Origin of the sequence: Nocardioides ganghwensis (assembly GCF_014779655.1) — a bacterium.
Taxonomy (GTDB): Bacteria; Actinomycetota; Actinomycetes; order Propionibacteriales; family Nocardioidaceae; genus Nocardioides; species Nocardioides ganghwensis.
The window spans coordinates 22,145-45,251 of the sequence record NZ_JACXYX010000025.1; the positions used below are offsets into that span (position 1 = coordinate 22,145).

At 73.1% G+C, this 23,107-nt stretch carries 23 protein-coding genes; 10 read left to right on the forward strand and 13 right to left on the reverse strand.

Annotated elements, in window-relative coordinates; translation table 11 throughout:
- Window positions 1-17 precede the first annotated feature (17 nt).
- From IEZ24_RS20535 to IEZ24_RS20545, 3 genes are all read right to left on the reverse strand, one after another.
- On the reverse strand, window positions 18-1,865 hold the full coding sequence (locus tag IEZ24_RS20535) for a reprolysin-like metallopeptidase (RefSeq protein WP_129456959.1): 1,848 nt from the start codon (window positions 1,863-1,865) through the stop codon (window positions 18-20).
- Window positions 1,866-1,935: 70 nt separating this feature from the next.
- Window positions 1,936-2,373: a DoxX family protein gene (locus IEZ24_RS20540; protein ID WP_129456958.1), complete on the reverse strand. Its 438-nt coding sequence runs from the start codon at window positions 2,371-2,373 to the stop codon at window positions 1,936-1,938.
- Between the two features lie 10 nt (window positions 2,374-2,383).
- Complete coding sequence (locus IEZ24_RS20545) at window positions 2,384-3,796, reverse strand: FAD-binding oxidoreductase (RefSeq protein ID WP_129456957.1); 1,413 nt, start codon at window positions 3,794-3,796, stop codon at window positions 2,384-2,386.
- An 82-nt stretch (window positions 3,797-3,878) separates the two neighbouring features.
- On the opposite strand from IEZ24_RS20545, the gene IEZ24_RS20550 reads away from it, so the two are divergent.
- Both IEZ24_RS20550 and IEZ24_RS20555 read left to right on the forward strand, forming a co-directional pair.
- Window positions 3,879-4,811 (forward strand): 2-hydroxyacid dehydrogenase, encoded by a 933-nt coding sequence (locus tag IEZ24_RS20550; RefSeq protein WP_207206940.1) that lies wholly within the window; start codon window positions 3,879-3,881, stop codon window positions 4,809-4,811.
- Window positions 4,812-4,907: 96 nt separating this feature from the next.
- Window positions 4,908-6,713, forward strand: coding sequence for an ATP-binding protein (locus IEZ24_RS20555; RefSeq protein ID WP_129456956.1), 1,806 nt, complete (start codon window positions 4,908-4,910; stop codon window positions 6,711-6,713).
- A 9-nt stretch (window positions 6,714-6,722) separates the two neighbouring features.
- Here IEZ24_RS20555 and IEZ24_RS20560 read toward each other — a convergent pair whose 3' ends face one another.
- The gene (locus IEZ24_RS20560) at window positions 6,723-7,358 is read right to left on the reverse strand and encodes a GNAT family N-acetyltransferase (protein WP_318151930.1); all 636 of its coding nucleotides are present in this window, start codon (window positions 7,356-7,358) and stop codon (window positions 6,723-6,725) included.
- Here IEZ24_RS20560 and IEZ24_RS20565 point away from each other — a divergent pair.
- Window positions 7,265-8,641 (forward strand): NAD(P)/FAD-dependent oxidoreductase, encoded by a 1,377-nt coding sequence (locus tag IEZ24_RS20565; protein ID WP_129456955.1) that lies wholly within the window; start codon window positions 7,265-7,267, stop codon window positions 8,639-8,641. The genes IEZ24_RS20560 and IEZ24_RS20565 overlap by 94 nt on opposite strands.
- Window positions 8,642-8,723: 82 nt before the next feature.
- Here the strand turns inward: IEZ24_RS20565 and IEZ24_RS20570 are convergent, their stop codons facing one another.
- A complete protein-coding gene (locus IEZ24_RS20570) occupies window positions 8,724-9,533 on the reverse strand; it encodes an NAD-dependent epimerase/dehydratase family protein (RefSeq protein WP_207206938.1) in 810 nt (269 codons plus the stop codon).
- 64 nt (window positions 9,534-9,597) lie between these two features.
- On the opposite strand from IEZ24_RS20570, the gene IEZ24_RS20575 reads away from it, so the two are divergent.
- Window positions 9,598-10,689, forward strand: a complete 1,092-nt coding sequence (locus tag IEZ24_RS20575) for a YihY/virulence factor BrkB family protein (protein WP_129456953.1) — start codon at window positions 9,598-9,600, stop codon at window positions 10,687-10,689.
- Between the two features lie 3 nt (window positions 10,690-10,692).
- Here IEZ24_RS20575 and IEZ24_RS20580 read toward each other — a convergent pair whose 3' ends face one another.
- The 4 genes from IEZ24_RS20580 to IEZ24_RS20595 all read right to left on the reverse strand — a co-directional run bounded on the left by IEZ24_RS20580 (window position 10,693) and on the right by IEZ24_RS20595 (window position 14,019).
- The gene (locus IEZ24_RS20580; protein WP_129456952.1) at window positions 10,693-11,631 is read right to left on the reverse strand and encodes a PfkB family carbohydrate kinase; all 939 of its coding nucleotides are present in this window, start codon (window positions 11,629-11,631) and stop codon (window positions 10,693-10,695) included.
- A complete protein-coding gene (locus IEZ24_RS20585; RefSeq protein WP_129456951.1) occupies window positions 11,631-12,182 on the reverse strand; it encodes a cysteine hydrolase family protein in 552 nt (183 codons plus the stop codon). Before IEZ24_RS20585 ends, IEZ24_RS20580 begins: the two co-directional genes overlap by 1 nt.
- A 98-nt stretch (window positions 12,183-12,280) precedes the next feature.
- Window positions 12,281-13,126, reverse strand: a complete 846-nt coding sequence (locus IEZ24_RS20590; RefSeq protein ID WP_224745632.1) for an ABC transporter permease subunit — start codon at window positions 13,124-13,126, stop codon at window positions 12,281-12,283.
- Window positions 13,123-14,019 carry an ABC transporter ATP-binding protein gene (locus tag IEZ24_RS20595; RefSeq protein WP_191192892.1) on the reverse strand — a complete coding sequence of 299 codons (897 nt, stop codon included), beginning with the start codon at window positions 14,017-14,019 and terminating at the stop codon, window positions 13,123-13,125. Before IEZ24_RS20595 ends, IEZ24_RS20590 begins: the two co-directional genes overlap by 4 nt.
- 177 nt (window positions 14,020-14,196) lie before the next feature.
- Between IEZ24_RS20595 and IEZ24_RS20600 the strand changes: the two genes are divergently transcribed.
- Together IEZ24_RS20600 and IEZ24_RS20605 are read left to right on the forward strand one after the other, a co-directional pair.
- Window positions 14,197-15,372 (forward strand): hypothetical protein, encoded by a 1,176-nt coding sequence (locus IEZ24_RS20600; RefSeq protein WP_165356210.1) that lies wholly within the window; start codon window positions 14,197-14,199, stop codon window positions 15,370-15,372.
- Between the two features lie 57 nt (window positions 15,373-15,429).
- A complete protein-coding gene (locus IEZ24_RS20605) occupies window positions 15,430-16,275 on the forward strand; it encodes a hypothetical protein (protein ID WP_129456949.1) in 846 nt (281 codons plus the stop codon).
- A gap of 37 nt (window positions 16,276-16,312) precedes the next feature.
- Here the strand turns inward: IEZ24_RS20605 and IEZ24_RS20610 are convergent, their stop codons facing one another.
- Window positions 16,313-17,509 (reverse strand): pyridoxal phosphate-dependent aminotransferase, encoded by a 1,197-nt coding sequence (locus tag IEZ24_RS20610; protein ID WP_129456948.1) that lies wholly within the window; start codon window positions 17,507-17,509, stop codon window positions 16,313-16,315.
- A gap of 38 nt (window positions 17,510-17,547) precedes the next feature.
- Here IEZ24_RS20610 and pyrE point away from each other — a divergent pair, with 38 nt between their 5' ends.
- From pyrE to IEZ24_RS20625, 3 genes are read left to right on the forward strand one after another with little or no spacing between them, the layout of a single operon-like run.
- Window positions 17,548-18,084 (forward strand): orotate phosphoribosyltransferase, encoded by a 537-nt coding sequence (gene pyrE, locus IEZ24_RS20615; protein WP_129456947.1) that lies wholly within the window; start codon window positions 17,548-17,550, stop codon window positions 18,082-18,084.
- Window positions 18,085-18,114: 30 nt separating this feature from the next.
- Window positions 18,115-18,780: a DedA family protein gene (locus tag IEZ24_RS20620; RefSeq protein ID WP_242498615.1), complete on the forward strand. Its 666-nt coding sequence runs from the start codon at window positions 18,115-18,117 to the stop codon at window positions 18,778-18,780.
- Window positions 18,781-18,825: 45 nt separating this feature from the next.
- Window positions 18,826-19,482, forward strand: coding sequence for a TrmH family RNA methyltransferase (locus IEZ24_RS20625; protein ID WP_129456977.1), 657 nt, complete (start codon window positions 18,826-18,828; stop codon window positions 19,480-19,482).
- 74 nt (window positions 19,483-19,556) lie between these two features.
- Here the strand turns inward: IEZ24_RS20625 and IEZ24_RS20630 are convergent, their stop codons facing one another.
- Entirely contained in the window at window positions 19,557-20,291 is a 735-nt protein-coding gene (locus IEZ24_RS20630; protein WP_129456946.1) for a septum formation family protein, read from the reverse strand.
- Window positions 20,292-20,455: 164 nt separating this feature from the next.
- Between IEZ24_RS20630 and fbaA the strand changes: the two genes are divergently transcribed.
- Window positions 20,456-21,490 carry a class II fructose-bisphosphate aldolase gene (fbaA, locus tag IEZ24_RS20635; protein WP_129456945.1) on the forward strand — a complete coding sequence of 345 codons (1,035 nt, stop codon included), beginning with the start codon at window positions 20,456-20,458 and terminating at the stop codon, window positions 21,488-21,490.
- A 132-nt stretch (window positions 21,491-21,622) separates the two neighbouring features.
- Here fbaA and IEZ24_RS20640 read toward each other — a convergent pair whose 3' ends face one another.
- Complete coding sequence (locus IEZ24_RS20640; protein ID WP_129456944.1) at window positions 21,623-22,612, reverse strand: type IV toxin-antitoxin system AbiEi family antitoxin domain-containing protein; 990 nt, start codon at window positions 22,610-22,612, stop codon at window positions 21,623-21,625.
- 277 nt (window positions 22,613-22,889) lie between these two features.
- A partial coding sequence (locus tag IEZ24_RS20645; protein ID WP_191192878.1) for an integrase core domain-containing protein occupies window positions 22,890-23,107 on the reverse strand: 218 nt, incomplete at its 5' end.

Consider the following 23,107-nt stretch of genomic DNA (forward strand, 5'->3'; position numbering starts at 1 on the left):
CCGCCCGGCGGCCGGGCTCAGCGGCGGACCTTGACCTTCTTGGAGGTCCGCGACGCCTTCTCGTAGCCCTTCTTCCTGGTCGTCACCCGGACCGAGATCTTCTTGCCGCGGTCCTTGGCGCGCAGGCGGTACGTGGACTTCTTGGCGCCCTTGATCTTCTTCCCGTTCTTCAGCCACTGGTAGCGCACCTTGACGCTCTTCGTGGCCGGCTTGGGCTTCCAGCCCTTGATCCTGACCGAGAGGACGCGACCGGCGCGCGGCGTGCCGCGCAGCTTGGGCCGCGACGTCCTGAAGAGCGCCTTGCCGACCACGACCGGCGCCGAGGACGCGGCCACGGCTGCGTAGTAGGGGGCCGACCCGGTGACCTGGAGGCTCAGCGTGCGGCCGATGTCCCCGCGCGAGAGCTTGTAGTAGGGCGCGGTGGCGCCCGGGACGGGAACGCCGTCGAGGAACCACTGGTAGCCCAGCTGGACGGCCGGGGCCCACGGCGTGGTCGCCGCGGTGACCGTCCTGCCGGACCGGGCCTCGCCGCCCACGGCGACGGCGCCCGGGTAGATCTGCGACTGGCGGTAGTTGGCGACCGCGACGGCCTGCTCCTGGACCGCGAGGGCGTTGAAGGCGGCCGCGGTGCCGGTGGGTCGGCCGCTGCGGCTGACGTTGGGGCTGGAGAAGTTGCCGATGCGCACGCAGTCGGCGCAGGTGTTGGGGTAGGCCATGACCGTGAGGAAGTTGCCGGCGACGTCGACGTAGCCCCGGGCGTACGCCTTGCCTCCGCTCGGCGGCGAGGACGCCCCGGCGTCGTGGTCGGCGCTCAGGTTGTGGCCGATCTCGTGGGCGAACGTGAGGTTGCCGGTGGCGCACTTGTCGGCCCAGAGGACGGTCCAGGCGGCGCTCTCGGGGTCGTACTGCGGCTGGGTGCCGCCGAGCGAGCCGAGCCCGCAGAAGGAGCCCGAGGGATAGGTGCCGCCGAGCCAGAGGCTGACGAGGTCGGCGTGGGTCTCCTCGCGCAGCGCCTGCGCCTCGTCGAAGACGCCGTCACCGGGCTTCGCGAGGGCGTAGTAGTTGGCCGTCAGCGACGACAGCTGGGCCGCGGCGACCTGACGGGTGCCGACGAGCCGCACCTGGGTGGGGACGCCGGACGCGGTGAGGGCCTGGTTGGTCTGGGTGATGCCGAGGGCGAACTGCGCCCGCATCGCCGCATCGCCGCCGACCGTCCCCGGCAGGTTGGCCGGGTAGACGATGGCCACGTCGACGACCGACGGGGCGTCCGCGGCGACGGGCGCCCCTCCAGCAACCGGAGCCGACTGAGTCGGGGCGTCGCCCGTGGGGGCCGCGTGGTCGGCCCCGTCGGCGTGCTCGCCGTGCTCGGCGTGGACGTCGACGGCGTCGTCGCCGGGCTGCGGCATCGCCGGCAGCTCGACGACCTCGTAGTCGCCCCCGCGGGTGGTGCTCACCTCGAAGGCGCCGTCCGCGGCCGAGGCGACGCTCAGGTGCGCGACGCCGTCGACCTCGGCGGCGGTGAAGCTGCCGAGCGAGCCCACCAGCGAGCCGGCCACCGTCGTGACGCCGTCGACCGACTCACGGCGGTCGACCGCCGCGGTGACGGTCGTGTCGTCGAACAGCGCCAGGCTGACGCGGTCCCCGGCTCGTACGTCGCGCAGCGCTGCCGCGTCGAGGCGGACGGGGCGCGATCGGGCGCCGTCGGAGGCCTCGGCGCCGCGGGTGGTCGGGGCTGCGCTCAGCAGCTCGACAGTACGGGTCTTCGGGTCGGCCGTGGCGGTGGCCGTGGTCACGGGCGCCGCGGTGGCCGCGAGCGCGATCGCGCAGAGGCCGGCGACGCCGGCCATCGTGCGGGTGAAGGTCATGGGGTCCCCCTACTTTCTTCTCGGACCCCTTCGTGCCCCCGGTGCGCCCCGCCAAACCCGGATCGGGCGACTACTCGCCGGTCTCGACCTCCTCGCGCTCCTGCTCCTCGTCGACGCCCCTGCGCCGGCGACCGAGCAGGCCTCCGGCCCACAGCGCCCAGAGCACGAGCACGGGCTGGAAGAACAACCGGACGAACCGGGCCCGGTCGGTGTCGAGGCCGAACGCGTCGGTGCCCTCGAGGTACTGGGCGACGTTGCCGGGGAAGATCGCGACGAAGAAGGCCGCGAGCAGGGCGCCGACCGTACGCCGGCGCCGGGGCAGTGCGACGAACGCGCTCCCGAGCGCGATCTCGACGACGCCGGACCCGAGCACGGTGAGGTCCTCGTCCACGGGGAACCACTCGGGCACCTGCGCCCGGAACTCCTCGCGCTGCGTGGTCAGGTGCAGCACGCCCGCGGTGACCAGGAAACCGCCCAGCACCACGCGGCCGAGTGTCTGTGCCTTCATGCGCCCCAGCCTAGGCGGGCGGCACGACGGCCCCCGGGTTCATCAGCCCCGCCGGGTCCAGGGCCTGCTTGACCGCGCGCATCAGGTCGACCTCGACATCGGACTTGTACGACGCGGCGGCCGCGGCCTTCGTCCGGCCCAGGCCGTGCTCGGCGCTGATCGAGCCCTGGGCAGCCGCCACCGCGTCGTAGATCGCCGTCGTGAGGTCGCCCGCCGCGGCACGCAGGTCGTCGTCGCGACCCACGGGCGCGTTGAGGTTGTAGTGGAGGTTGCCGTCGCCGACGTGGCCGTAGGTCACCGGCCGCACGCCGGGGAGGACCTCCTGCAGCCGCGGGCCCATCGCCTCGGTCCAGTCGGCGAGGTCGGCGATCGGCAGGGTGACGTCGTGCTTGAGGGTCGCGCCCTCGACCTTCTGCACCTCGGAGATCCCCTCGCGCAGCGCCCACAGCGCGTCGCGCTGCGCCGGGCTGCCGGCGATCGCCGCATCGGTCGCCGTCCCGGCCTCGACGGCGTCGCCGAGCAGGGACTCGAGCGTCTCGTCGAGGCCCTCGTCGGACGCGGAGCCCGCGAGCTCGACCAGGACGTACCACTCACTCGGTGCCGCGAGCGGGTCGACCGCCCCCGGCAGATGGGCGAGGACGAGCTCGATGGCCTGGCGGTTGGCGATCTCGAAGGTGGACAGGTGCACGCCGCCGTGCTGCTGCGCCGTGCCGAGCAGGGAGACCGCCGCGGCGACGGACGGCACCGCGACCCAGGCGGTCGCGTGCCGCGGCGTCGCGGGGAAGAGTCGGAGGACGGCGCCGGTGATCACGCCGAGCGTGCCCTCGGAGCCGACGAACAGCTGGGTCAGGTCGTAGCCGGTGTTGTCCTTGCGGAGCCCGCGCAGCCCGTCCCAGACGCGGCCGTCGGGCAGCACGACCTCGAGGCCGAGCACCAGCTCACGGGTCATGCCGTAGCGCAGGACGGCGGTGCCGCCGGCGTTGGTGGCGAGGTTGCCGCCGATGGTGCAGCTGCCCTCCGAGCCCAGTGACATCGGGAAGAGTCGACCGGCCCGCTCGGCCGCCGCCTGCACGTCGGCCAGGACGACGCCAGCATCGACGGTGATCGTGCCGGCCACGGGGTCGACCTCGCGCACGCTCCGCATCCGGCCGAGCGACAGCACCACCGCGGTGCCGGAGGCGTCCGGCACCCCGCCACCGACCAGCCCGGTGTTGCCGCCCTGCGGGACGACCGGCGTACGCGACTCGGCGCAGGCGCGCACGACCGCGGCCACCTCGGCCGTCGAGCCGGGCCGCACCACCGCCAGCGCGCGGCCCTGGTGGGTGCCGGTCCAGTCGACGACGTACGCCGCGACGTCGGCGGGCTCGGTGAGGACGTGGGCGTCGCCGACGGCCGTGCGCAGCTGGTCGAGCAGTTCGGTCACGGGTTCTCCTGGGGTGGGGGGCTGTCAGACATCCTCCCCGACTCCGGTTGGACGCAGGCGATCGCCCGGCAAGGATGGCGTGGTGAGCCCCGACGCCCAGCACCCGGTCCGTGTCGTCCAGCTCGGAGGGTTGATGTCCTTCGTGCGCCAGTGGTTGACGGAGCGGTACGCCGCCCCCCTGCTGGCCGACCTCGAAGACCCGGCCGGGATCGAGGTCGCGGTGGTCGGCGGAGGGGCACCGGCCGGCGCGGCCGAGATGGACGCGCTGCCCGACCTGCGCGCGATCGTGAACTTCGGCGTCGGCTACGACAACGTCGACGTCGCCGAGGCGCGCCGGCGCGGCATCGTCGTGTCCAACACTCCCGACGTCCTGACCGACGCGGTGGCCGACCTCGCGGCCTTCCTGGTGGTCGACGTCCTGCGCGGGATCACCGCCGCCGACCGGTTCGTACGCCGCGGGGCTTGGGCTCGCGGCGAGCAGATGCCACTGACCCGCGACGTGCGAGGCGCCGTGGTCGGCGTGCTCGGGCTGGGCCGCATCGGCACGGCCGCGGCGCAGCGGCTGGAGGCCTTCGGGGCGGTGGTCCACTACCACTCGCGAAGCCCGAAGGACGTCGCCTGGACCTACCACCCGAGCCCCGTCGAGCTGGCCGCCGCGAGCGACGTGCTCGTGGTGCTCACCCCCGGAGGCGCGGGGACCGAGGGGCTCGTGGACGCAGCCGTGCTCGACGCGCTCGGCCCCGACGGCCACCTCGTCAACGTCTCCCGCGGATCGGTCGTCGACGAGGACGCACTCGTGGCCGCCCTCGAGGAGGGCCGCATCGCCGGGGCCGGGCTCGACGTCTTCGCCGACGAACCGCACGTCCCCGCGGCGCTGCTGGAGCGGGACGACGTCGTGCTGCTGCCGCACGTCGGCAGCGCGACGACCCAGACCCGCGAGGCGATGGGTCGGCTCGTGCTCGACAACGTCGACGCCTTCCTCGAGCGCGGCGAGCTGGTGACCCCGGTCGGGTGACCGCCCCGTGGGGTGACCGGTGTCAGGGTTCCCCTGCGCTCCACGGCACCTGAGGCTTAAGGTCGTCCTTGGTCCGCACCGACGGCAGGGAGTGCGATGGAGGACGACACACGAGGCCAGCGCCGCGTGGCCGCTGTGCCGTGGGCCGACAAGCAGACCCGTCAGCACCTTCAGGTGCTCGTGGAGGGCGTGGCCACCCTCGCCGGGTTCGAGCAGTCGTCCCTCACGTTGCGCCGCGACGACCACTTCGAGGTCGTCGCCGCGGCCGGGGTCGGGGACGGCTTCGTCGGCACCGAGGTGCCCCGCGAGTCGATCGAGGACGACCTCGCCGGCGCGGACGAGTGGGGCGTGTGGCGCTTCGTCCCGCACCACCGGGCCAGCCCCGAGGCGCTCGCCTACAGCCACATCCCCGACGTGACCCCGCTCGAGGGCGAGGACGCGTGGCACCCGCTCGACCTGCTCGCCGCTCCGCTCCACGACGACCAGGGACGACTGCGCGGACTGCTGTCGGTCGACAGCCCGCGCGACGGGCGCCTGCCGTCGGCGGAGAAGCTGGAGGTGCTCACCCAGTACGCCGGCGTGGCGCGCACCCTCGTCCTCCTCGCCCTCGAGCGCGAGGAGCTCAGCGAGAAGGTCCGGATGGCGACGCAGGCGCGCGAGATCGTCCGCCGCGCACTGGGTGAGCCGACCCTGGACGCGGTCCTGGAGGCGTGCCGGTCGACGGTCGTCTCGTGCTTCGACGCCTTCGGCATGTGGCTCACCGCCTTCGACGCCGACGGCGGCCCGGCCCGGACCACCTCGTTCGTGATGGGCGAGGACTACGTGGTGCCGCCGTTCGCCGAGATCGACGACGTCGTCATCCGGCTCGCGCACCGCTACTGGAGCGACCAGTACGTCGCGCCCTTCTCCCGCAGCAACGCCGACCAGCCGGGCCTCCCGCGGGAGGACGCCGAGCGGCTGCTGGGCTTCCTCGACCGCATCGGCATCGGCGCGGTGCTCTTCGTCCCGCTGGGCGTCGGGCCGGAGTGCCTCGGTTTCCTCGTGATGACCCGGGTCTCGGACTCCCGGAGCTGGACCGACGTCGAGATCGACGCCGCCCGCGACATCGGCCGCGACCTCGGCCGCGCCGTCGCCAACGCACGCCAGCTCGAGCTCGAGCGGGCGATCGTCGACCGCCTGCGCAAGCTCGACAGCTACCGCGTCGAGGTGGTCAACACCCTCGGCCACGAGCTGCGCAACCCGCTCTTCTCCATGAGCGCCAACCTCGAGCTGCTCAACACCGGCCCGCTCGACGAGGACGCGCGCCGGTCGGTCGCGGCCGCGAGCCGTGGCGCCGCGCGGATGCGGGCCGTGATCGACGACCTGCTGACCATGGCCCAGGTCTCCGACCCCAACCGCGAGTTCGACCCGATGGCGGTCGACCTGCGCCGGGTGGTGCACGACGTCCACGACGAGTGCCACGCAGCGGCGGCCGCCGGGGGCGTCACCTGCCACGCCGAGCTGCCCGAGGGTCCCGTACGGGTGGCGGGCGACCCCGAGGAGCTGCACCGGCTCCTCACCAACCTCGCGTCCAACGCCATCAAGTACACCGACCCGGGCGGGAGCGTCACCGTACGCCTGGCCACCGAGGGCGACACGGTCGTCGTCACGGTCGCCGACACCGGCATCGGCATCTCCGAGCCCGACCAGGCCCAGCTCTTCCGCGAGTTCTTCCGCTCGACCAACCCGGCGGCGCTCGCACGTCCCGGCACCGGCCTCGGCCTGGCCATCGTCGCCCGCATCGTCGGCCGGCACAGCGGCACCATCGAGCTCGACTCCGAGCGCGGCCGCGGCACCACGGTGACGGTCAGGTTCCCGGCCTACACCGGCGAGCTCGCCGACGACGTCGTCCGGCCGGAGTGAGGCAGGCGCTCACGCCTGTCGCGGAGGCAGGTCGAGCGTCATGAAGGTGCTGTTGGGGTCGTCGACGTACGACCCGAACGGCGGGCACGCGACGAAGCCGGCGCGGGCGTAGAACCTGCGGGCCGGCTCGAAGAACGCCATGCTCCCGGTCTCCAGCGACACCCGCTCGACCCCGCGCGAGCGAGCGTCGTCGAGGACGTGCGCCAGCATCCGCGACGCGAGGCCGCGACCGCGGAGGGCGGGGTCCGTACGCATGCTCTTGAGCTCCTCGTGCCGGTCGTCCAGCGCCGCGAGCGCCGCGGTGGCGACGAGGTCGTCGCCGTCGGTGCCCACCCAGAGGCGTACGCCGTCGCCCTGGAGCGCGGTCAGGTCGAGTGCGTGCCGGCTCTCCGGCGGGGCGGTCGGCTCCATGTCGTCGAGGTGCGCCTGCAGGAACGCCGCCAGGCGGGGGTCGGCGAAGTCGGCCCGGGAGATCTGCACGGGGAGATTGTGGCGTCCTCGTGTTTCGTACGGGTGACGCAGACGCCGGGTGGTGTGCCAGCGTGGTGTCCATGACTCGCACACTGGACGTCGACTACCTCGTGGTCGGGGCGGGCGCCATGGGCATGGGGTTCGTCGACGCGCTGGTCGACCACTCCGACGCACGCGTCGCGGTCGTCGACCGCCGGCACGGGGCCGGCGGCCACTGGCTGGAGGGCTACCCGTTCGTCCGGCTGCACCAGGCCTCGACCTTCTACGGCGTCGCCTCCACCGTCCTCGGCGGCCACGTCCAGGACCAGGGGCCGGAAGCCGGGTTGCACCAGCGCGCCTCGCAGCCGGAGATCGTCGACTACTACGCGCGGGTGGTCGACCGGCTGCGCCGCACCGGCCGGGTCGAGGTGCTCACCGGGTGCGACCACGTCGGGGACCGTACGGTCGTCTCCCGGATCTCCGGGCGGACGTGGGAGGTGCCGGAGTCGTGCCGCATCGTCGACGCCCACTACCTCTCGCCCAGCATCCCGGCGGAGACCTCGGCGCCGTTCTCGGTCGCCGACGACGCGCGCGTGGTGACGGTCAACGACGTGGTCCGGATGGTGGAGGCGCCGAGCCAGTACGTCGTCGTGGGCTCGGGCAAGACCGCCACCGACGCCTGCGTCTGGCTGCTCCAGCAGGGCGTCGACCCCGACGCGATCTGCTGGGTGCGCCCGCGGGACCCGTGGATGCTCGACCGTGCTCTGATCCAGCCCGATCCGGCGATCTACCTCGGCGTGCCGGCGACGATCTTCGAACAGGCCGCGGCGTCCCGCTCCCTCGACGAGCTCTTCCTCCGGCTCGAGGACGCGGGCGTGATGATGCGCCTCGACCGGACGGTCACGCCCACGATGGCCAAGGCGCCGACGCTCGGGACGTGGGAGCTCGAGCTGCTGCGGTCGATCGAGGACGTCGTACGCCACGGGCACGTCCGGCACGTCGGGCGCGGCCGTCTCGACATGGCGGACGGCACCTCCGTGCGCGTCGCGGACGATGCCGTCGTCGTGCACTGCGCCGCCGACGGGCTGAAGAACCCGCCGCTCGTGCCGGTGTGGCGCCCCGAGAGCATCACGATCCAGCCGGTGCGGGCCGGCTTCCCCTGCTTCGGCGCCGCCGTGACCGGCTACGTCGAGGCGACCCGGCGCGACGACGCGGAGAAGAACCGCCTGTGCCAGCCCTCGCGGTTCGGCAACTCGCTCGCGCAGTGGGCCGACATGAACGTCCGCGGCACCCGGGCGGCCATGGCCCTCGGCGGCGAGCCCGACATCGCGGAGTGGGCCAACACCGTCGCGGTCAACCCGGCCCGCATCCCGCCCGGGTACGCCGCGACGGAGCGGCTCGACCGCGTGCGGGAGCGACTGGCCGCGAGCACCGGACCGGGCCTCGAGGCGCTGGACCGGCTGATCGCCACCGGCTGATCGCGGCGGCGCCCGGTCGGCGTACGACTGTGCCGGTGATCGTGGAGGATCCGGGTCACCAGGTGGCTCGGAACTTCCACGATCAGGCCCGCGCGTAGCCCTCGCGGTACGTCGGGAGCGTCGGCGCCCACCCCGTCGAGCGGAGCCGCGCGTTGGACAGCCGCTTGCCGTGGCCCTGCTCGGGGTCGGCGGGCGGGGGAGCGGGCGCCCCGAGCCGACCGGCGAGGTACGCCGCGACGTCGCCCATCTGCGCCGGCTCGTCGTCGGTGCCCAGGTAGAGCCGCTCGGGCTCGGCGGGCATGGTCAGCAGGTGGACGACGGCGGCCGCCGCATCGGTGCGGTGGATGCGGTTGGTCCAGCGGTGCGGGTCGCTCACCCGGCCCTCGCGGACCTGGTCGAGCAGCCGCGTGCTGCTACCGCCGTACAGGCCCGACAGACGCAGCACCGTCCCGTGCGGGACCCGCTCGTGGAAGGCCTCCTCGGCCGCGACGAGCATCCGCCCTGGGCCGTCGCTCGGGGCGGCGGGCGTCGTCTCGTCCTCGAGGTCCGGTCGCTCGCGGCTGCCGTGCACCGCGGTCGACGAGACCAGCACCGCCCGCTCGGGCGGCTCGGCCAGGGCGTCCAGCGCGCGCGCCATCCCGTCGACGTACGTCGCCCGGTAGGCCTCCTCGGTCCGCGGCCGCGCGGTCAGCGCGACGACGACGAGGCGCGGGCGTACGTCCGACAGGTCCGGCGGCTCGCGGGTGAGGTCGACCGACCGTCCGACGAGCGGTGCCGGCACCTTGGCCGCGTCGCGGCGCAGGGCGAGCACGTCGTGGCCGAGGTCGGCGAGACGCAGCCCGACCGCCGCGCCGAGGTCGCCGGCGCCGACGAGGAGGACGTCAGGGGTCACGCGGTCACGGTAGCGAGGTGATCCACCGCGCATGCGCCGGTCCGAACGCGGGCACTGGACGAGCATGACGCACCGAGCCGACTCGACAACCGACCCCGCCGTCGAGGAGTCCGCCAGCGCGGAGCGCGAGCGGACCTCCCCGTCGCCCGACGCCGCGCGCAAGCCCGACTCGCCCGGCGACCTCGCGAAGCCCACGTGGGGCTATGCGCTGCGCAAGACCGTGCGCGAGTTCAGCGACGACCAGTGCACCGACCTCGCCGCGGCACTGACCTACTACTCCGTGCTCGCGCTGTTCCCCGGTGCGATCGCCCTGCTCTCGCTCGTCGGGTTGGTCGGCCAGCGGCAGCAGACGGTCGAGACGCTGCTCGACATCCTGCGTGACGTCGGCGCCTCGTCCGCGGCCGACACCCTCGAGCCGACCCTGATGGCGCTCGCCACCAACGAGAGCGCCGGACTCGCCCTGGTCATCGGTCTCGCCGCCGCCCTGTGGTCGGCCTCGGGCTACGTCAACGCCTTCGGCCGCGGGATGAACCGCATCTACGAGATCGACGAGGGCCGGCCGATCTGGAAGCTCCGCCCGGTCATGCTGCTCGTCACCCTGGTCACGGTCCTGCTCGCGGCGCTCGTCGCGATCGGGCTCGTCCTCACCGGCCCCGCCGCCGAGGCGGTCGGCCGGGCCATCGGGCTCGAGTCGGCGGCCGTGACGGCGTGGAGCATCGCGAAGTGGCCGGTGCTGCTCGGCGTCGTGGTCATGATCGTCGCGCTGCTCTACTACGCGACGCCCAACGTCAAGCAGCCGAAGTTCCGCTGGATCAGCGTCGGCGCCCTCGTCGCGATCGTGGTGTGGGTGCTGGCATCGGCGGCGTTCGGCTTCTACGTCGCCAACTTCTCCAGCTACGACAAGACGTACGGCTCGCTGGCCGGCGTCATCGCTTTTCTGCTGTGGCTCTGGATCACCAACCTCGCGCTGCTCTTCGGCGCCGAGCTCGACGCCGAGCTCGAGCGCGGTCGCCAGCTCCAGGCCGGCATCGCGGCGGAGGAGGAGCTCCAGCTGCCCCCGCGCGACACCCGCAAGTCCGACAAGGCCGCGAAGAAGGAGCAGCAGGACATCGAGCGCGGGCGGCGGCTGCGCGAGTCGCACGGTCGCGACACGTAGTAGTCAGCGCCCGGCCAGGAAGTCGTCGACCTCGGCGGCGGTCGGCGCCGATTCCGGCCCGCGCCGGGTCACCTTGATCGCGGCCGCCGCGTTGGCGCGCCGGCACCCCTCGACCCACGGCGTACCGGCTGCCACCTCGGCCAGCAGCGCACCGGTGTGGGTGTCGCCGGCGCCGTTGGTGTCGACCGGTTTCTGCGGGAACCCGGCGACGTACGTCGTCTCCTCGGCCACCCGCACGGCACAGCCCTCCGGGCCGTCGCGCACGATGGCGACGGCATCGCCGCGGAGCAGCGGCGCGACCGCGGTGGTCAGCTCCGTCAGATCGTCTGGGAGCTCGTGGCCGACCGCGCGCAGGAGGCCCTCGGCCTCCTCGGCGTTGCTCGACCAGACGTCGGTGACCGCGAGCATCGCGGTGCGTACGTCCGCGGGCAGGTCGGCGAACGCGGCCCCGGGATCGAGCACGACGACCACCTCCGGGTGCAGGTCCGGAAGCCACACGAGCAGCGGGTCGCGGGTGCTGTCGAGGGCCAGCGAGAAGCCGGTGACGCACACGAGGTCGCCGGGGCCGGGCCGCGAGGTCGCGAGGGACTCCACGCTGATGTGCCGCTCGGCGCCGAGCGTGGTGACGAAGGTGCGCTCCGCGCTCGGCTCGACCATCACCACGCAGATGCCCGTGTCGAGGCCGGGGACCGGGGGAGCGGAGACCGCGATGCCGTCCCGGTCGAGCGCCTCGCGGACCAGGTCACCGTGCGGTCCGGTGCCGTGCGCGCCGGCGTGCACGCAGTCGGCGCCGAACCGCGCGGCAGCGACGAGCACCGTGACCGCACCGCCGGCGTAGTCGGTCGCGGAGGAGGCCATCACGTTCTGCCCGCGCGGCGGCAGGCCGGGCACCTCGACGACGACGTCGACCAGCGCCTGGCCGGTGTGGATCACCCGGCCCATCAGGTGACCTCCCCGAGGACCTCGGCGGTCGTGGCCAGGGTGATCTGGGGCGGGTAGAGCGCCATCACGTCCATGGCGGAGCGGTGGTTCTCGGGCGTCGAGCCGGCGCAGGCGTCGGTGACGACGGTGATCGTCGCGCCCGCGTCCGCCGCCGCCAGCGCGGTCGAGATGACGCAGCAGTCGGTGCTCACCCCGGCGAGCACCAGGTGCGGGGTCGCCCCGGTGACCGACGCGAGCTCCGGTCCCCACTTGCCGAAGGTCGGCAGCGAGACGGTCGTGTCCGACAGGCCTCTCGCCTCCGGCACGAGCTCGAGCAGCGGGTCGTCGGCCGGCACGTCGGCGAACGGCCAGGCCGCGAGGTACGCCGCCCAGCTGCCCTGCGGGTCGGGTGCGGGGACCCAGCGCGTGACCACGGTGCGCTCTCCCGCGGCGGCGGCGAGGCGGCGTACGGGCTCGACGATCCCGGCGAACATCGGCGAGCCCCAGTCGCTCGTCGGGTCGGCGAAGATCCGCTGCGGGTCGATGACGACGAGCCAGGCGTCGGGGTGCATGCGGCCCAGCCTCTCAGAGGGCAGGGTCCGGGACAGGCATCAGCGGCCGCCGGTCCCCCGACCGGCAGCCGCTGATGGGCACGAGGTGGAGAAGGGGACTACTTCACCTCGGCACGCAGGACCGCGCGCAGGCCGAGGGCCAGCGGGATCCAGAGCCAGACCAGGGTCGAGACACCGAGCTGCTGCCAGTACTCGGCGGTCATCGTCTGGTCGTAGAGCCGGGTGACCGCGAAGTTCACGTCGACCCACGGCTGCAGGTCGCGGAACCACTCCTGGAACGCCGCGAGCGTCCCGAACGCGACCGGCAGCACGAGGGAGTAGACGAAGTAGCCCACGATCGCACCGGCCGAGCTGCGGAACAGCACGCCGAGCATGGAGCCCATCAGCATCCCGAGCACGTTGGCCAGCACGATGTTGCCGAACTGGGTGAGCGTGATGTCCCAGGTCGCGTCGAGGCCGGTGATCGCCGAGCCGACGACGTTGCCGAGGGCGCCGACCGCGAGCGCGACGAACATCGCCGCGACACCCACGAGCAGCGTGGCGACCACCTTGGCGGTCATCACCCGCCCCCGCCAGGGGACGAGGGTGTAGGTCGTCAGCCCGGTGCGCTGGCTGTACTCGCTGGTGACCGACAGGATCGCGATGATCGGCAGCACGATCGACAGCGGCATGCCGATCGCGGTGGAGAACGTGTTCTGGGTGATCGCCTCGTCGGGCGCCCAGATGATGACGGCGGCGGTCGCGAGCACGGCCACGATGCCGACGCTGGCCATCAGCCAGAAGCCCGCGCGGGTGTCGAACATCTTGCGCAGCTCGACGCCCACGAGGCGGGTCGTCGGGATCGGGCGTACGGCTCGGGCCGCGGCGGGCGCGGACGGCGTACGCGCCGGGGCGGGCGTCGCCGGGGTCGGGGTCTGGGTGGGGGCCTGGATCTGGGTGGTCATGCTGCTGCTCCTTCGCGGGCGGTCTCGGCGGTGAGCTCGAGGAACATCTCCTCCAGGCCGGCGCCGTCGGCGGCGCGCAGCTCGCGCAGGGCGATGCCCGCGCGGTGGGCGGTCTCGCCCACGAGCTCGGGATCGGCGTCGGCGCGGAGGCCGCCGTCGATCGGGGTGGTGACGACGGCGGCCTCGTGCAGGGCACGGGCGAGCCGGTCGACGTCGGTGGTGCGTACGAGGGTGCCCGCCGCGGCGAGCAGCTCGGCCTTGCTGCCCTGCGCCACGATCCGGCCCTGGCCGATGACGACGAGGTCGTCGGCGATGACCTCGATCTCGTGGAGCAGGTGCGACGACAGCAGCACCGTGCCGCCGTCGTCGGCGAAGCCGCGCAGCAGGTCGCGCATCCAGCGGATGCCGGCGGGGTCGAGGCCGTTGGCCGGCTCGTCGAGGACCAGCACCTGCGGGTCGCCGATGAGGGCGGTCGCGATGCCGAGGCGCTGGCGCATGCCGAGGGAGTAGTTGCGCACCCGGCGCTCCGCCTCCTCCTCGGTCAGGCCGACGCGGGCCAGGGTCTCCGCGACGCGGACCCTGGGCAGTCCCATCGTCTGCGCGGCGATCGCGAGGATCTCGCGCCCGGTGCGACCGGCGTGCTGGGCGGAGGCGTCCAGGAGGACACCGACCTCGAGGCCGGGGTTGACCAGCTCGCGGTAGTCGCGACCGGTGATGGTGACCTGGCCGGAGCTCGGGCGGGTCAGGCCGACCATGATGCGCATGGTCGTGGACTTGCCGGCCCCGTTGGGACCGAGGAAGCCGGTGACGCGACCGGTGGCGGCCGTGAAGGAGACATTGTCGACGGCGGTGAACCGGCCGTACTGCTTGGTGAGGTGCTCGACGCTGATCATGGGCCCCAGCCTCGCGGCGGCGAGCGGCCCGGCGCATCGGGGACAGGGCCCCGCCGGCCCCTGAGGACGACCCTGAGATGACCCCCAGCGCGGCCCCGGGGTGCGGGTGGGGTGTGGGTGGGGCGCGGGTGGGGTGGGGGTGGGCGCACGTTGGGAGCGGCTTGGGACACTGGTGGGGTGAGCCAGCCCACCGCGCAGCGTCCGCCCCAGGTCAGCCTGGCGTCGGGCATCGTCATGTTCTCGTCGGTGGTGGTGCTGCTCACCGTGTGGGAGCGCGTGACCTCGCTGGGCTCGCTCGAGACCCAGCAGGCGATCAGCGAGGTGCTGGCCGAGTCGCCCTTCACCTCCCTCGACCTGACCGTCTCCGGCACCACGGAGCTGCTGCGGATCTCCTGCATGGTCGCGGCGGTCTGCGCGTGCGCCACCGCGATCCTCGGCTGGTACGTCCGCAAGCCCGACCGCTCCGCGCGGCTCGGCCTGACGCTCTTCGCCGTGCCGGTCTTCGTCACGGGCCTCCCGGCCGGTGGGCTCGCCGGCTCGTTCGTCGCCGCGGGCGCCGCGATGCTGTGGATGCAGCCCGCGCGCGAGTGGTTCGCCACCGGCAGGTGGACCCCGCCGCCTCCGGCCAGGCCCAAGGAGTCGACCAAGGACGCCGGGTCGTCCGACCGGCCCGACCCGTGGAGCCGGGCACCGCAGGCGCCCGGCGCCCAGGATCCCCACGCGCCCAGCACCCCGCCTCCGGCCAGCCGACCCTTCGGCGAGCCCCCGGCCGGGCAGCACCCGGGCGGGCGGCCCCCGGAGTCGCCGTACGGGCAGCCCTATCCCCAGCCCGGCGCCCAGCCCGGCCCCCCGTCGTACCCCTCTCCGCAGCCGTACGCGCAGCAGCCCGGCGCCTGGCCCCAGCACCAGCCCGCACCCGCGCGGCCCGGCGCGATGGTGGCGGCCTTCGTCATCACCGTCGTCACGGCCGGTGGGCTGCTGGGCCTGTCGGTGCTCTGGCTGGCGATCGCCGGGCTCTCGCCGGACTTCCTGATGAGCCTGCTCGAGCAGCAGCAGCCCGAGCTCGTGGAGGACGGCCTGACGCTCGACCAGCTGCGCACCACGGTGTTCGCGGTGGCAGGAGCGTTCGTCGTGTGGTGCGTCGTGGCGCTCGTGCTGGCCGGCTTCGCGATGGCCCGGCGTGCGTGGGCCCGTCGCGGCCTGATGGTCAGCGCGGCCTTCAGCGCCGGCGCGTGCTTCGCACTGGTGCTCAACGCCCCGCTGGTGCTGATCCCGGCGGCCGCCGCGGTCGCCACCGTCGTGTGCCTGCGCCGGGTCGAGGTACGGCGCTGGTTCTCCCTCGACGTCCGCTGATCGCGGCCCGCTCCGACGAGGCGGGGCGGCGTTGTGCGGGCATGGTGAGATAGCCCCATGAGCGAGCCCAGCGACCCCGGCCCGACGCACACGCCGTACGGCCAGGACCCCTACGGTCCCCCTCCGCAGGGGAGCCCCTACGGACAGCAGCCGTACGGCCAGCAGCCCTACGGACAGCAGCCGTACGGACAGCAGCCCTACGGCCAGCAGGCGTACGGGCAGCCCGCCGGCGGCCGGCGTCCCGGCACCGTGACGGCCGCGGCCTGGATCGCCATCGTCTTCTCCGGCATCACTGCGGTGTTCCTCGGCCTGGGCGCCCTCGGGCTCGTCGTCGCGCGCGACGACCTGGTCGACGAGATCGAGCGGGAGATGCAGTCCGGCGCGGCCGGCGACGTCCAGCTCGACCTCGACCCGGAGTCGGTCGTCGGCGTCCTCGTGGCGGTGATCCTCGTGCTCCTCGCGTGGGCGCTGGTCTCGATCGTGCTCGCGGTCTTCGTGCTGCGCCGCTCCAACGTGGCCCGCATCCTGCTCGTCATCTCCAGCGGCGTCGTCGCCCTCCTGTCGCTCATCGGCATCGCCAGCGGGGTCTCCCTGGTGTGGCTGATCGCGTCGATCGCCACGATCGTGCTGCTGTTCGTCGGTGGCGCGGGCGACTGGTTCAAGGGCACGCCCGCGTACGCCGCGACGCCGGCGCAGTACGGCCAGCCCGGCGCGTACGGCAGCACGGACAACCCCTACGGCAGCCAGCCGAACCCCTACGGCCAGGACAACCCGTACGGCCAGCAGAACCCGTACGGCCAGCGGGACCCCTACGGCCAGGACGACCCGTACGGCCAGCAGCAGCCGCCTGCCGACGGCTCGGGCGGCTCGGACCACCCGCCGAAGGACTACCCCGGACGCTGACCCGGCGCTGCGGGACCGACGGCGGGTCCTGCGTGGTTCAGCGGTGCAGGTCGGCCGCGGCGAGGCGGCGCACGCCCTCGCTGATCACGTCGGGCTGCTTGCAGAACGCCCACCGCACCAGCTGCCGACCGGCCTCCTTGTCGTCGTAGAACCCCTGAGTCGGGATCGCCACGACGCCGGCGCGCTCGGGCAGGGCGAGGCACAGCTCGCGACCGTCGGCCCACCCGAGGGGGGAGACGTCGGTGGTCGCGAAGTAGGTGCCCTCCGGCACCCGCGGCGACAGCCCGGCCGCGGTGAGGCCGTCGCACAGCAGGTCTCGTCGCGCCTGCAGGTCGCGGGCGAGCTGCCGGGGCCAGGCGGGCTCGTGGTCGAGGGCGTGCGCGACGGCCGGCTGGAGCGGCGACCCGGAGGTGAAGGTCAGCCACTGCTTGGCCGCGAGCACGGCCTGCACGAGCGGCGCCGGGCCCGTGGCCCAGCCGACCTTCCAGCCGGTGAACGAGTAGGACTTCCCGGCGCTCGACAGGGTGAGCGTGCGCTCCCACATCCCCGGCAGCGTCGCGATCGGCACGTGGCCCTCGGTCGAGCGGGCGTCGTCGAAGACGAGGTGCTCGTAGACCTCGTCGGTCACCACGATGACGTCGTGCCGGATGGCGAGGTCGGCGACCACCTGGAGCTCCTCGCGGGTGAGGACCGTGCCGGTGGGGTTGTGGGGGGTGTTGAGCAGGATCACCCTGGTGTCGTCGGTGACCGCCGCCCGCAGCTCGTCGAGGTCGGGGCGGAAGTCCGGCGCCCGCAGGGTCACCGGTCGGCGCCGGGCCCCGCACATGTCGAGCATCGCGACGTAGGAGTCGTAGTAGGGCTCGAGGACCACGACCTCCTCGCCCGGGTCGACGAGGCCGAGCAGCGCTGCGGCGACGGCCTCGGTGCACCCGGTCGTCACCACGACCTCCTGGTCGGGGTCGACCTCGAGGCCGTAGTGGCGCTGCTGGTGGCGCGCGATCGCCGCGCGCAGGGCGGGGACGCCGATGCCGGGGGCGTACTGGTTGGCACCGGCCTCGAGCGCTGCCTCCGCCGCCGCGATCACCGACGGCGGACCGTCGACGTCGGGGAAGCCCTGGCCCAGGTTGAGCGCGCCGGTCCGCAGCGCGAGCGCCGACATCTCGCTGAAGACGGTCGGCGGGATGTGGGCCAGTCGGTCGGCGAGGGGCTGGGTGAGCGGCTTCGCGGTGGGCACGGACCCACGCTACCCAGCCGCGTGGCTAGGGTCGGGTCGTGACCACCGACGCCTCCCTCGCCGCCGACATCGACGCGGCCTGCCGCCTGACCGGGGAGTTCACCCTGCGGTCCGGGCAGGTCGCCGACACCTACTTCGACAAGTACCTCTTCGAGGCCCAGCCCGCCCTGCTCGACCGGGTCGCGACCCGGATGCTCGACCTGCTGCCCGAGGACACCGAGCTGCTCGGCGGTCTGGAGCTCGGCGGCATCCCGATCGCCACCATGGTCTCGTCGAAGACCGGCCTCCCCGCGCTCTTCGTGCGCAAGAAGGCCAAGGAGTACGGCACCTGCAAGCTGGCCGAGGGTCCCGACGCCGCCGGCCGGCGGGTCACGCTCATCGAGGACGTGATCACCACGGGCGGCGCCGTGCGCGACGCGACGCGCGAGCTGCGGGCGGCCGGAGCCACGGTCGAGGTCGTGGTGTGCGCCATCGACCGGTCGCCCGCGGGGGAGAACCCGCTGGCCGACGTGGGCCTCGAGGTGCGGTCGGTGCTGACCCGCGCGGACCTGGACGCCGTACGCGCCGCTGGCTGACCTTTTCGACCCGTGATCTAGGGTCTCTGCGTGCTCTCCCGCGTCCTGGCTGCCCAACCCGGTGACGAGCTCGACGGCGTCGCCGGCTGGGCCGTCGACCTCATGGAGCGTCTCGGCCCGATAGGCGCGGCCCTGGTCATCGCGGCGGAGAACCTCTTTCCGCCGCTGCCCAGCGAGGTGATCCTGCCCCTGGCCGGGTTCACCGCGAGCCAGGGCTCGTTCAGCCTGGCGGAGGCACTCGTGTGGACCACCGTGGGCTCCGTGGTGGGCGCCACCGTGCTCTACGGGCTGGGCGTGCTCTTCGGCCGCGACCGCATGTACTGGATCTGGGAGCGGCTGCCGCTGACCAAGACCTCCGACCTCGAGCGCACCGAGGAGTGGTTCGCCCGGCACGGACGCAAGGCAGTCTTCTTCGGGCGGATGGTGCCCATCTTCCGCAGCCTGATCTCGGTGCCGGCGGGGATCGAACGGATGCCGCTCCTGCAGTTCCTCGGCCTGACGCTCGCCGGCAGCGCCATCTGGAACACCATCTTCGTCCTCGCCGGCTACCACCTCGGGGAGCAGTGGCACGTGGTCGAGGCCTACGCCGGCACCTTCCAGAAGCTCGTCATCTTCACGGTCGCGTCGGCCGTCGCCTGGTGGGTCCTGCTGCGGATCCGCTCGTTGCGCCGCCGCCCGGCACCACCGACGGACTGAGCCGTCGTGGGCGAGGAGCCGCAGGAGCGGGCGCCGTACGACCCCATGCCGCACGGGCCGCCGGAGGTCGGGGTGGGCCCGTGGCAGGGGGCGTGGCCCGACGGCGAGCACTGGGACCCCGACCTGCTCCGCGACGGCGACCGTCGCAACGTGGTCGACCGCTACCGCTACTGGACGATGGAGGCGATCGTCGCCGACCTCGACACCCGGCGGCACGACTTCCACGTCGCGATCGAGAACTGGCAGCACGACTTCAACATCGGCACGATCGTGCGCACCGCCAACGCCTTCCTGGCCGCCGAGGTGCACATCGTCGGCAACCGCCGCTGGAACCGTCGCGGCGCGATGGTCACCGACCGCTACCAGCACGTCCGGCACCACCCCGACGCGGCGAGCCTGGCGGCGTACCTCCACTCGCTCGGTCCGGAGGAGGGAGGGCCGGTGCGCCTGCTGGGGATCGACAACCTGCCGGGGTCGCTCCACCTCGAGACGATGGAGCTGCCGCGGCGGGTCTGCTTCCTCTTCGGCCAGGAGGGGCCCGGGCTGTCGGAGGCGGCGCGCGAGGTGTGCGACGGCACGTTCTCGATCGCGCAGTTCGGCTCGACGCGCTCGATCAACGCCAGCTCGGCCGCCGCGATCGCGATGCACAGCTGGGTGCGGACGTACGCCGACCTGACCGGCGACGACGCCTGGCGCGGGTAGCGCTCACCCGTCAGGGGCGGGGCCTCCGGGCCCGGGATGTCCCCTGTGCACCCCGGACCCGTCCCTCCCGAGGTCTAGCGCCGAGTCTTCGAGTAGCAGATCAGCGCGCGGTCGCCGGACTTCCAGGCGGCCTTCGACGGCCAGCCGAACCGGTAGGACCGCGACGTCACCGCGCTGCGGCAGCGCTGGGTCCCGATGCGCTTCCACGCCTTCTCGCTGGGGTAGCGCGACGCCTTCACCTTGATCGCGGCGGTGGCGCGGAACGTGTGCTTGTCGGAGCAGACCGTCAGCCGGAAGTCGCGACCGGTCAGGCAGCGCGACACCGACTTCTTGTAGGGAGGCTTCCCGAGTGCCAGCTTGGCCGGGAGCGGCTCCAGCGAGGCGCCACCGAGGACGAGGTCGCACCGCAGCCAGCGCGCGCCGGCGGCCTGCTGCTCGGGCGTCGGGATGAAGTAGCCGATGTTGTAGGCGCTCAGCCGCATGCCGAGCATCGACGTGCGGAGCACCTTGCGCTGCTCGGGGAAGCACGTCTTCAGCGCGAATCGGGTCAGCGGCGCGAACCTGTCGTAGGTCAGGTCCGCGGGCAGCTGGGCGACGACGATGGTCCGGGCGGTGTGGGTGCCGGCGCAGTCGACCGGCGCCTCGACGTAGGAGTTGGCCGCGAGCTCCTCGACGTCCATGTCGAAGCACTGCCCGACGACGGGCGCGCCGTACGTCGGGTCCGCGGCGTTGGCCGGCCCGGTGCCGGTGGCGAGGGTGGCCGCGACGAGGGCGGCGACTGCGGCGCTGAGTCCGAGACGGCGGGTCATGGATGTCAACCTAGGCCTGACGGGGGGTGGACGCCAGCCCCATGTGGGTGGATCGCGGCGCCTCTGGTCCTCACGGAGTGAGACGCTCGGTCGCCGGATTCGCGACTCGCGGGTAGCCACTAGGGTTGGGAGCGCCTGCCTGACCGCTTCAGAGGAGATCCCCGATGCCCATCGCCACCCCCGAGGTCTACGCGCAGATGCTGGACGCGGCGAAGTCGAAGTCCTTCGCCTACCCGGCCATCAACGTGTCGTCCTCCCAGACGCTCAACGCCGCGCTGAAGGGCTTCGCCGACGCCGGCTCCGACGGCATCATCCAGGTGTCCACCGGCGGTGCGGAGTACCTCTCCGGCCCGTCCGTGAAGGACATGGTGACCGGCTCCGTGGCGTTCGCCGCCTACGCCGCCGAGGTCGCGAAGAACTACCCCGTCAACATCGCGCTGCACACCGACCACTGCCCCAAGGACAAGCTCGACGGCTTCGTCCGCCCGCTGCTCGACATCTCCGCCGAGCGCGTGGCCCGCGGCGAGGCGCCGCTGTTCCAGTCGCACATGTGGGACGGCTCGGCCGTGCCCCTGGAGGAGAACCTCCAGATCGCCCAGGAGCTGCTCGCCAAGTGCGCCGCGGCCCACATCGTCCTCGAGATCGAGGTCGGCGTCGTCGGTGGCGAGGAGGACGGCGTCGCCAACGAGATCAACGACCAGCTCTACACCACCCCCGAGGACGCGATCGCCACGATCAAGGCCCTCGGCTCCGGCGAGAACGGCCGCTACATGACGGCCCTGACCTTCGGCAACGTGCACGGCGTCTACAAGCCCGGCAACGTCAAGCTGCGCCCCGAGATCCTCAAGACCGCGCAGGAGGCAGCCGCCTCCGAGCTCGGCCTCGGCGCCGACGCGCGCCCGTTCGACCTCGTCTTCCACGGCGGCTCCGGCTCGACCGCGCAGGAGATCAGCGACGCCGTCGACTTCGGCGTGGTGAAGATGAACGTCGACACCGACACCCAGTACGCCTTCACCCGTCCCGTCGCGGCGCACATGTTCGCCCACTACGACGGCGTGCTCAAGGTCGACGGCGAGGTCGGCAACAAGAAGCAGTACGACCCCCGCGCCTGGGGCAAGGCGGCCGAGGCCGGCATGGCGGCCCGCATCGTCGAGGCCTGCGAGAACCTGCGCTCCGCCGGCACGTCGCTGGGCGGCTGAGCCAGCCCGCCAGTCCCGAGAACCCGGCTGGACGCTCCCGGTAACGGGTCGCAACAAGCACTCCCGCCCCCACTGATGGGGGCGGGAGTGCTGTTCTGGACCCGTTACCGGTCCCGCTGGGCGCGGATCGCCTCAGCCGGCACGGACCCGCGCCGAGCGCGGCAGGATGTACGGCGCGAGGTCGTCGATCGAGGTGCCGAAGCGTCGGCAGGTGTCGTCGAACTCCCGGCCGAGTCGCTGCAGCGCGGCCCGCCGCCCGGCGAAGCAGTCGTGGTGCGTGATCCGCGAGGCACCCAGCTTGAAGCCCGAGACGAAGTCCTGCCGCAGCTTCTCGTCGAGCAGTGAGCCTTCCGGGTCGTCGTCGTACTTGATCAGGCCGTCGACCTCGAACACGTGGCGACCGACGCGCATGTCGCACCAGGCCCGCCGATTGCCGTCGGTGATGCCGAACTGGGTCTGCGGCGTCCCGACGCCGAGCTCGATCACCAGGCCCCGCGCCAGCGACTCCAGGTAGCTCTCGGCGCCGGGGTCGGCGAGCTCGACGGCGCGGTCGATCCGCCGCTTGTGCGGCCAGCCCCGCATCGGCTCGGCGGCCCGCTCGAGTTCCGCGCGGGTGATGCCCTGCCGCAGCGCGGCGTCGCACGCGGCCATCCCGGGCCAGAGGCCGTGCAGACGAGTCATGTCCAGAGCCGTCCGCGCTGCATCCAGGACGAGGAACCCGTCGGTCCGGATGACCTGCCGGTCCGCGAAGGGCGCGCCGTGCGTGATGATGCCACCCGTCGTCCGCGTCGCCCGATGGCTGGTCCTCGCGACGTGCGGCGCGCTGGTGCGGGCATCAGGCACGCCGAGGCGGTGGACGATCGCGGCCGAGTCGTGCGTGAAGACGGGTTCGGCGGCGACGGCCAGGACCACAGCCCTCATCCGCAGCATCGGTGCCTCACGGAACGGCTCCGCGGCGGCGTACGCCTCGCCGTCGGCGTACACGCCCTTGCGGAGTCGCACCCACTCGCCGCACGCCACCAGGCGGGCCACGTCGCGAGGCTGTAGGCCGGCGTCAAGTGCCTGGCCATGGGTGATGAGCCCGTGCTGGGCGCGTGCTGGCAGGTAGCCCTGGAGGTCCATGGCTGGAGCCTCGGACGTTCAACCCCGCTCGTACGAGGGCGCTGAGCGCCGCCTGTGGAGGAGCGGGGCTTGATCCAGCCTGTGGATGATCCTGGGCCCGTGTCCTGCCGCCCTACCGTCCTCGCGGCAACTGCCCGAAATGAGCACTCCCGCCCCCGTCAGTGGGGGCGGGAGTGCTGTTTCGGACCCGTTACCGGCCCAGCGGCCGGTGAGCACCGGCCCAGCGGCGGGTGAGCGGCGGGTGAGCGGAGGCGTACGCCCTAGCTGTACCCGGCCATCAGGTTGGTAGCAGTCGGCTGATCGGCGGCTTGCCCTTGAGTGAGCTGTGGCGGCGTTCAGTGTTGTAGTACTCGAGCCAAGGGGCAAGAGCAGCGGTGCGGTCGTCGTTGCTGGTGAAGACTTGGCGGTAGGCCCACTCGGTCGCCAGGGTTCGGTTCAGCCTCTCCACCTTCCCGTTCTGCCATGGGCAGTGAGGGCGGATGAACTTCTGCCTGA

Coding starts and splice junctions, on each gene's coding strand:
- IEZ24_RS20535 (WP_129456959.1), bottom strand. CDS start 1,865: ATGACCTTCACCCGCACGATGGCCGGCGTCGCCGGCCTCTGCGCGATC.
- IEZ24_RS20540 (WP_129456958.1), bottom strand. CDS start 2,373: ATGAAGGCACAGACACTCGGCCGCGTGGTGCTGGGCGGTTTCCTGGTC.
- IEZ24_RS20555 (WP_129456956.1), top strand. CDS start 4,908: ATGGAGGACGACACACGAGGCCAGCGCCGCGTGGCCGCTGTGCCGTGG.
- IEZ24_RS20565 (WP_129456955.1), top strand. CDS start 7,265: ATGACTCGCACACTGGACGTCGACTACCTCGTGGTCGGGGCGGGCGCC.
- IEZ24_RS20575 (WP_129456953.1), top strand. CDS start 9,598: ATGACGCACCGAGCCGACTCGACAACCGACCCCGCCGTCGAGGAGTCC.
- IEZ24_RS20580 (WP_129456952.1), bottom strand. CDS start 11,631: ATGGGCCGGGTGATCCACACCGGCCAGGCGCTGGTCGACGTCGTCGTC.
- IEZ24_RS20585 (WP_129456951.1), bottom strand. CDS start 12,182: ATGCACCCCGACGCCTGGCTCGTCGTCATCGACCCGCAGCGGATCTTC.
- IEZ24_RS20590 (WP_224745632.1), bottom strand. CDS start 13,126: ATGACCACCCAGATCCAGGCCCCCACCCAGACCCCGACCCCGGCGACG.
- IEZ24_RS20595 (WP_191192892.1), bottom strand. CDS start 14,019: ATGATCAGCGTCGAGCACCTCACCAAGCAGTACGGCCGGTTCACCGCC.
- IEZ24_RS20605 (WP_129456949.1), top strand. CDS start 15,430: ATGAGCGAGCCCAGCGACCCCGGCCCGACGCACACGCCGTACGGCCAG.
- IEZ24_RS20625 (WP_129456977.1), top strand. CDS start 18,826: ATGCCGCACGGGCCGCCGGAGGTCGGGGTGGGCCCGTGGCAGGGGGCG.
- IEZ24_RS20630 (WP_129456946.1), bottom strand. CDS start 20,291: ATGACCCGCCGTCTCGGACTCAGCGCCGCAGTCGCCGCCCTCGTCGCG.
- fbaA (WP_129456945.1), top strand. CDS start 20,456: ATGCCCATCGCCACCCCCGAGGTCTACGCGCAGATGCTGGACGCGGCG.
- IEZ24_RS20640 (WP_129456944.1), bottom strand. CDS start 22,612: ATGGACCTCCAGGGCTACCTGCCAGCACGCGCCCAGCACGGGCTCATC.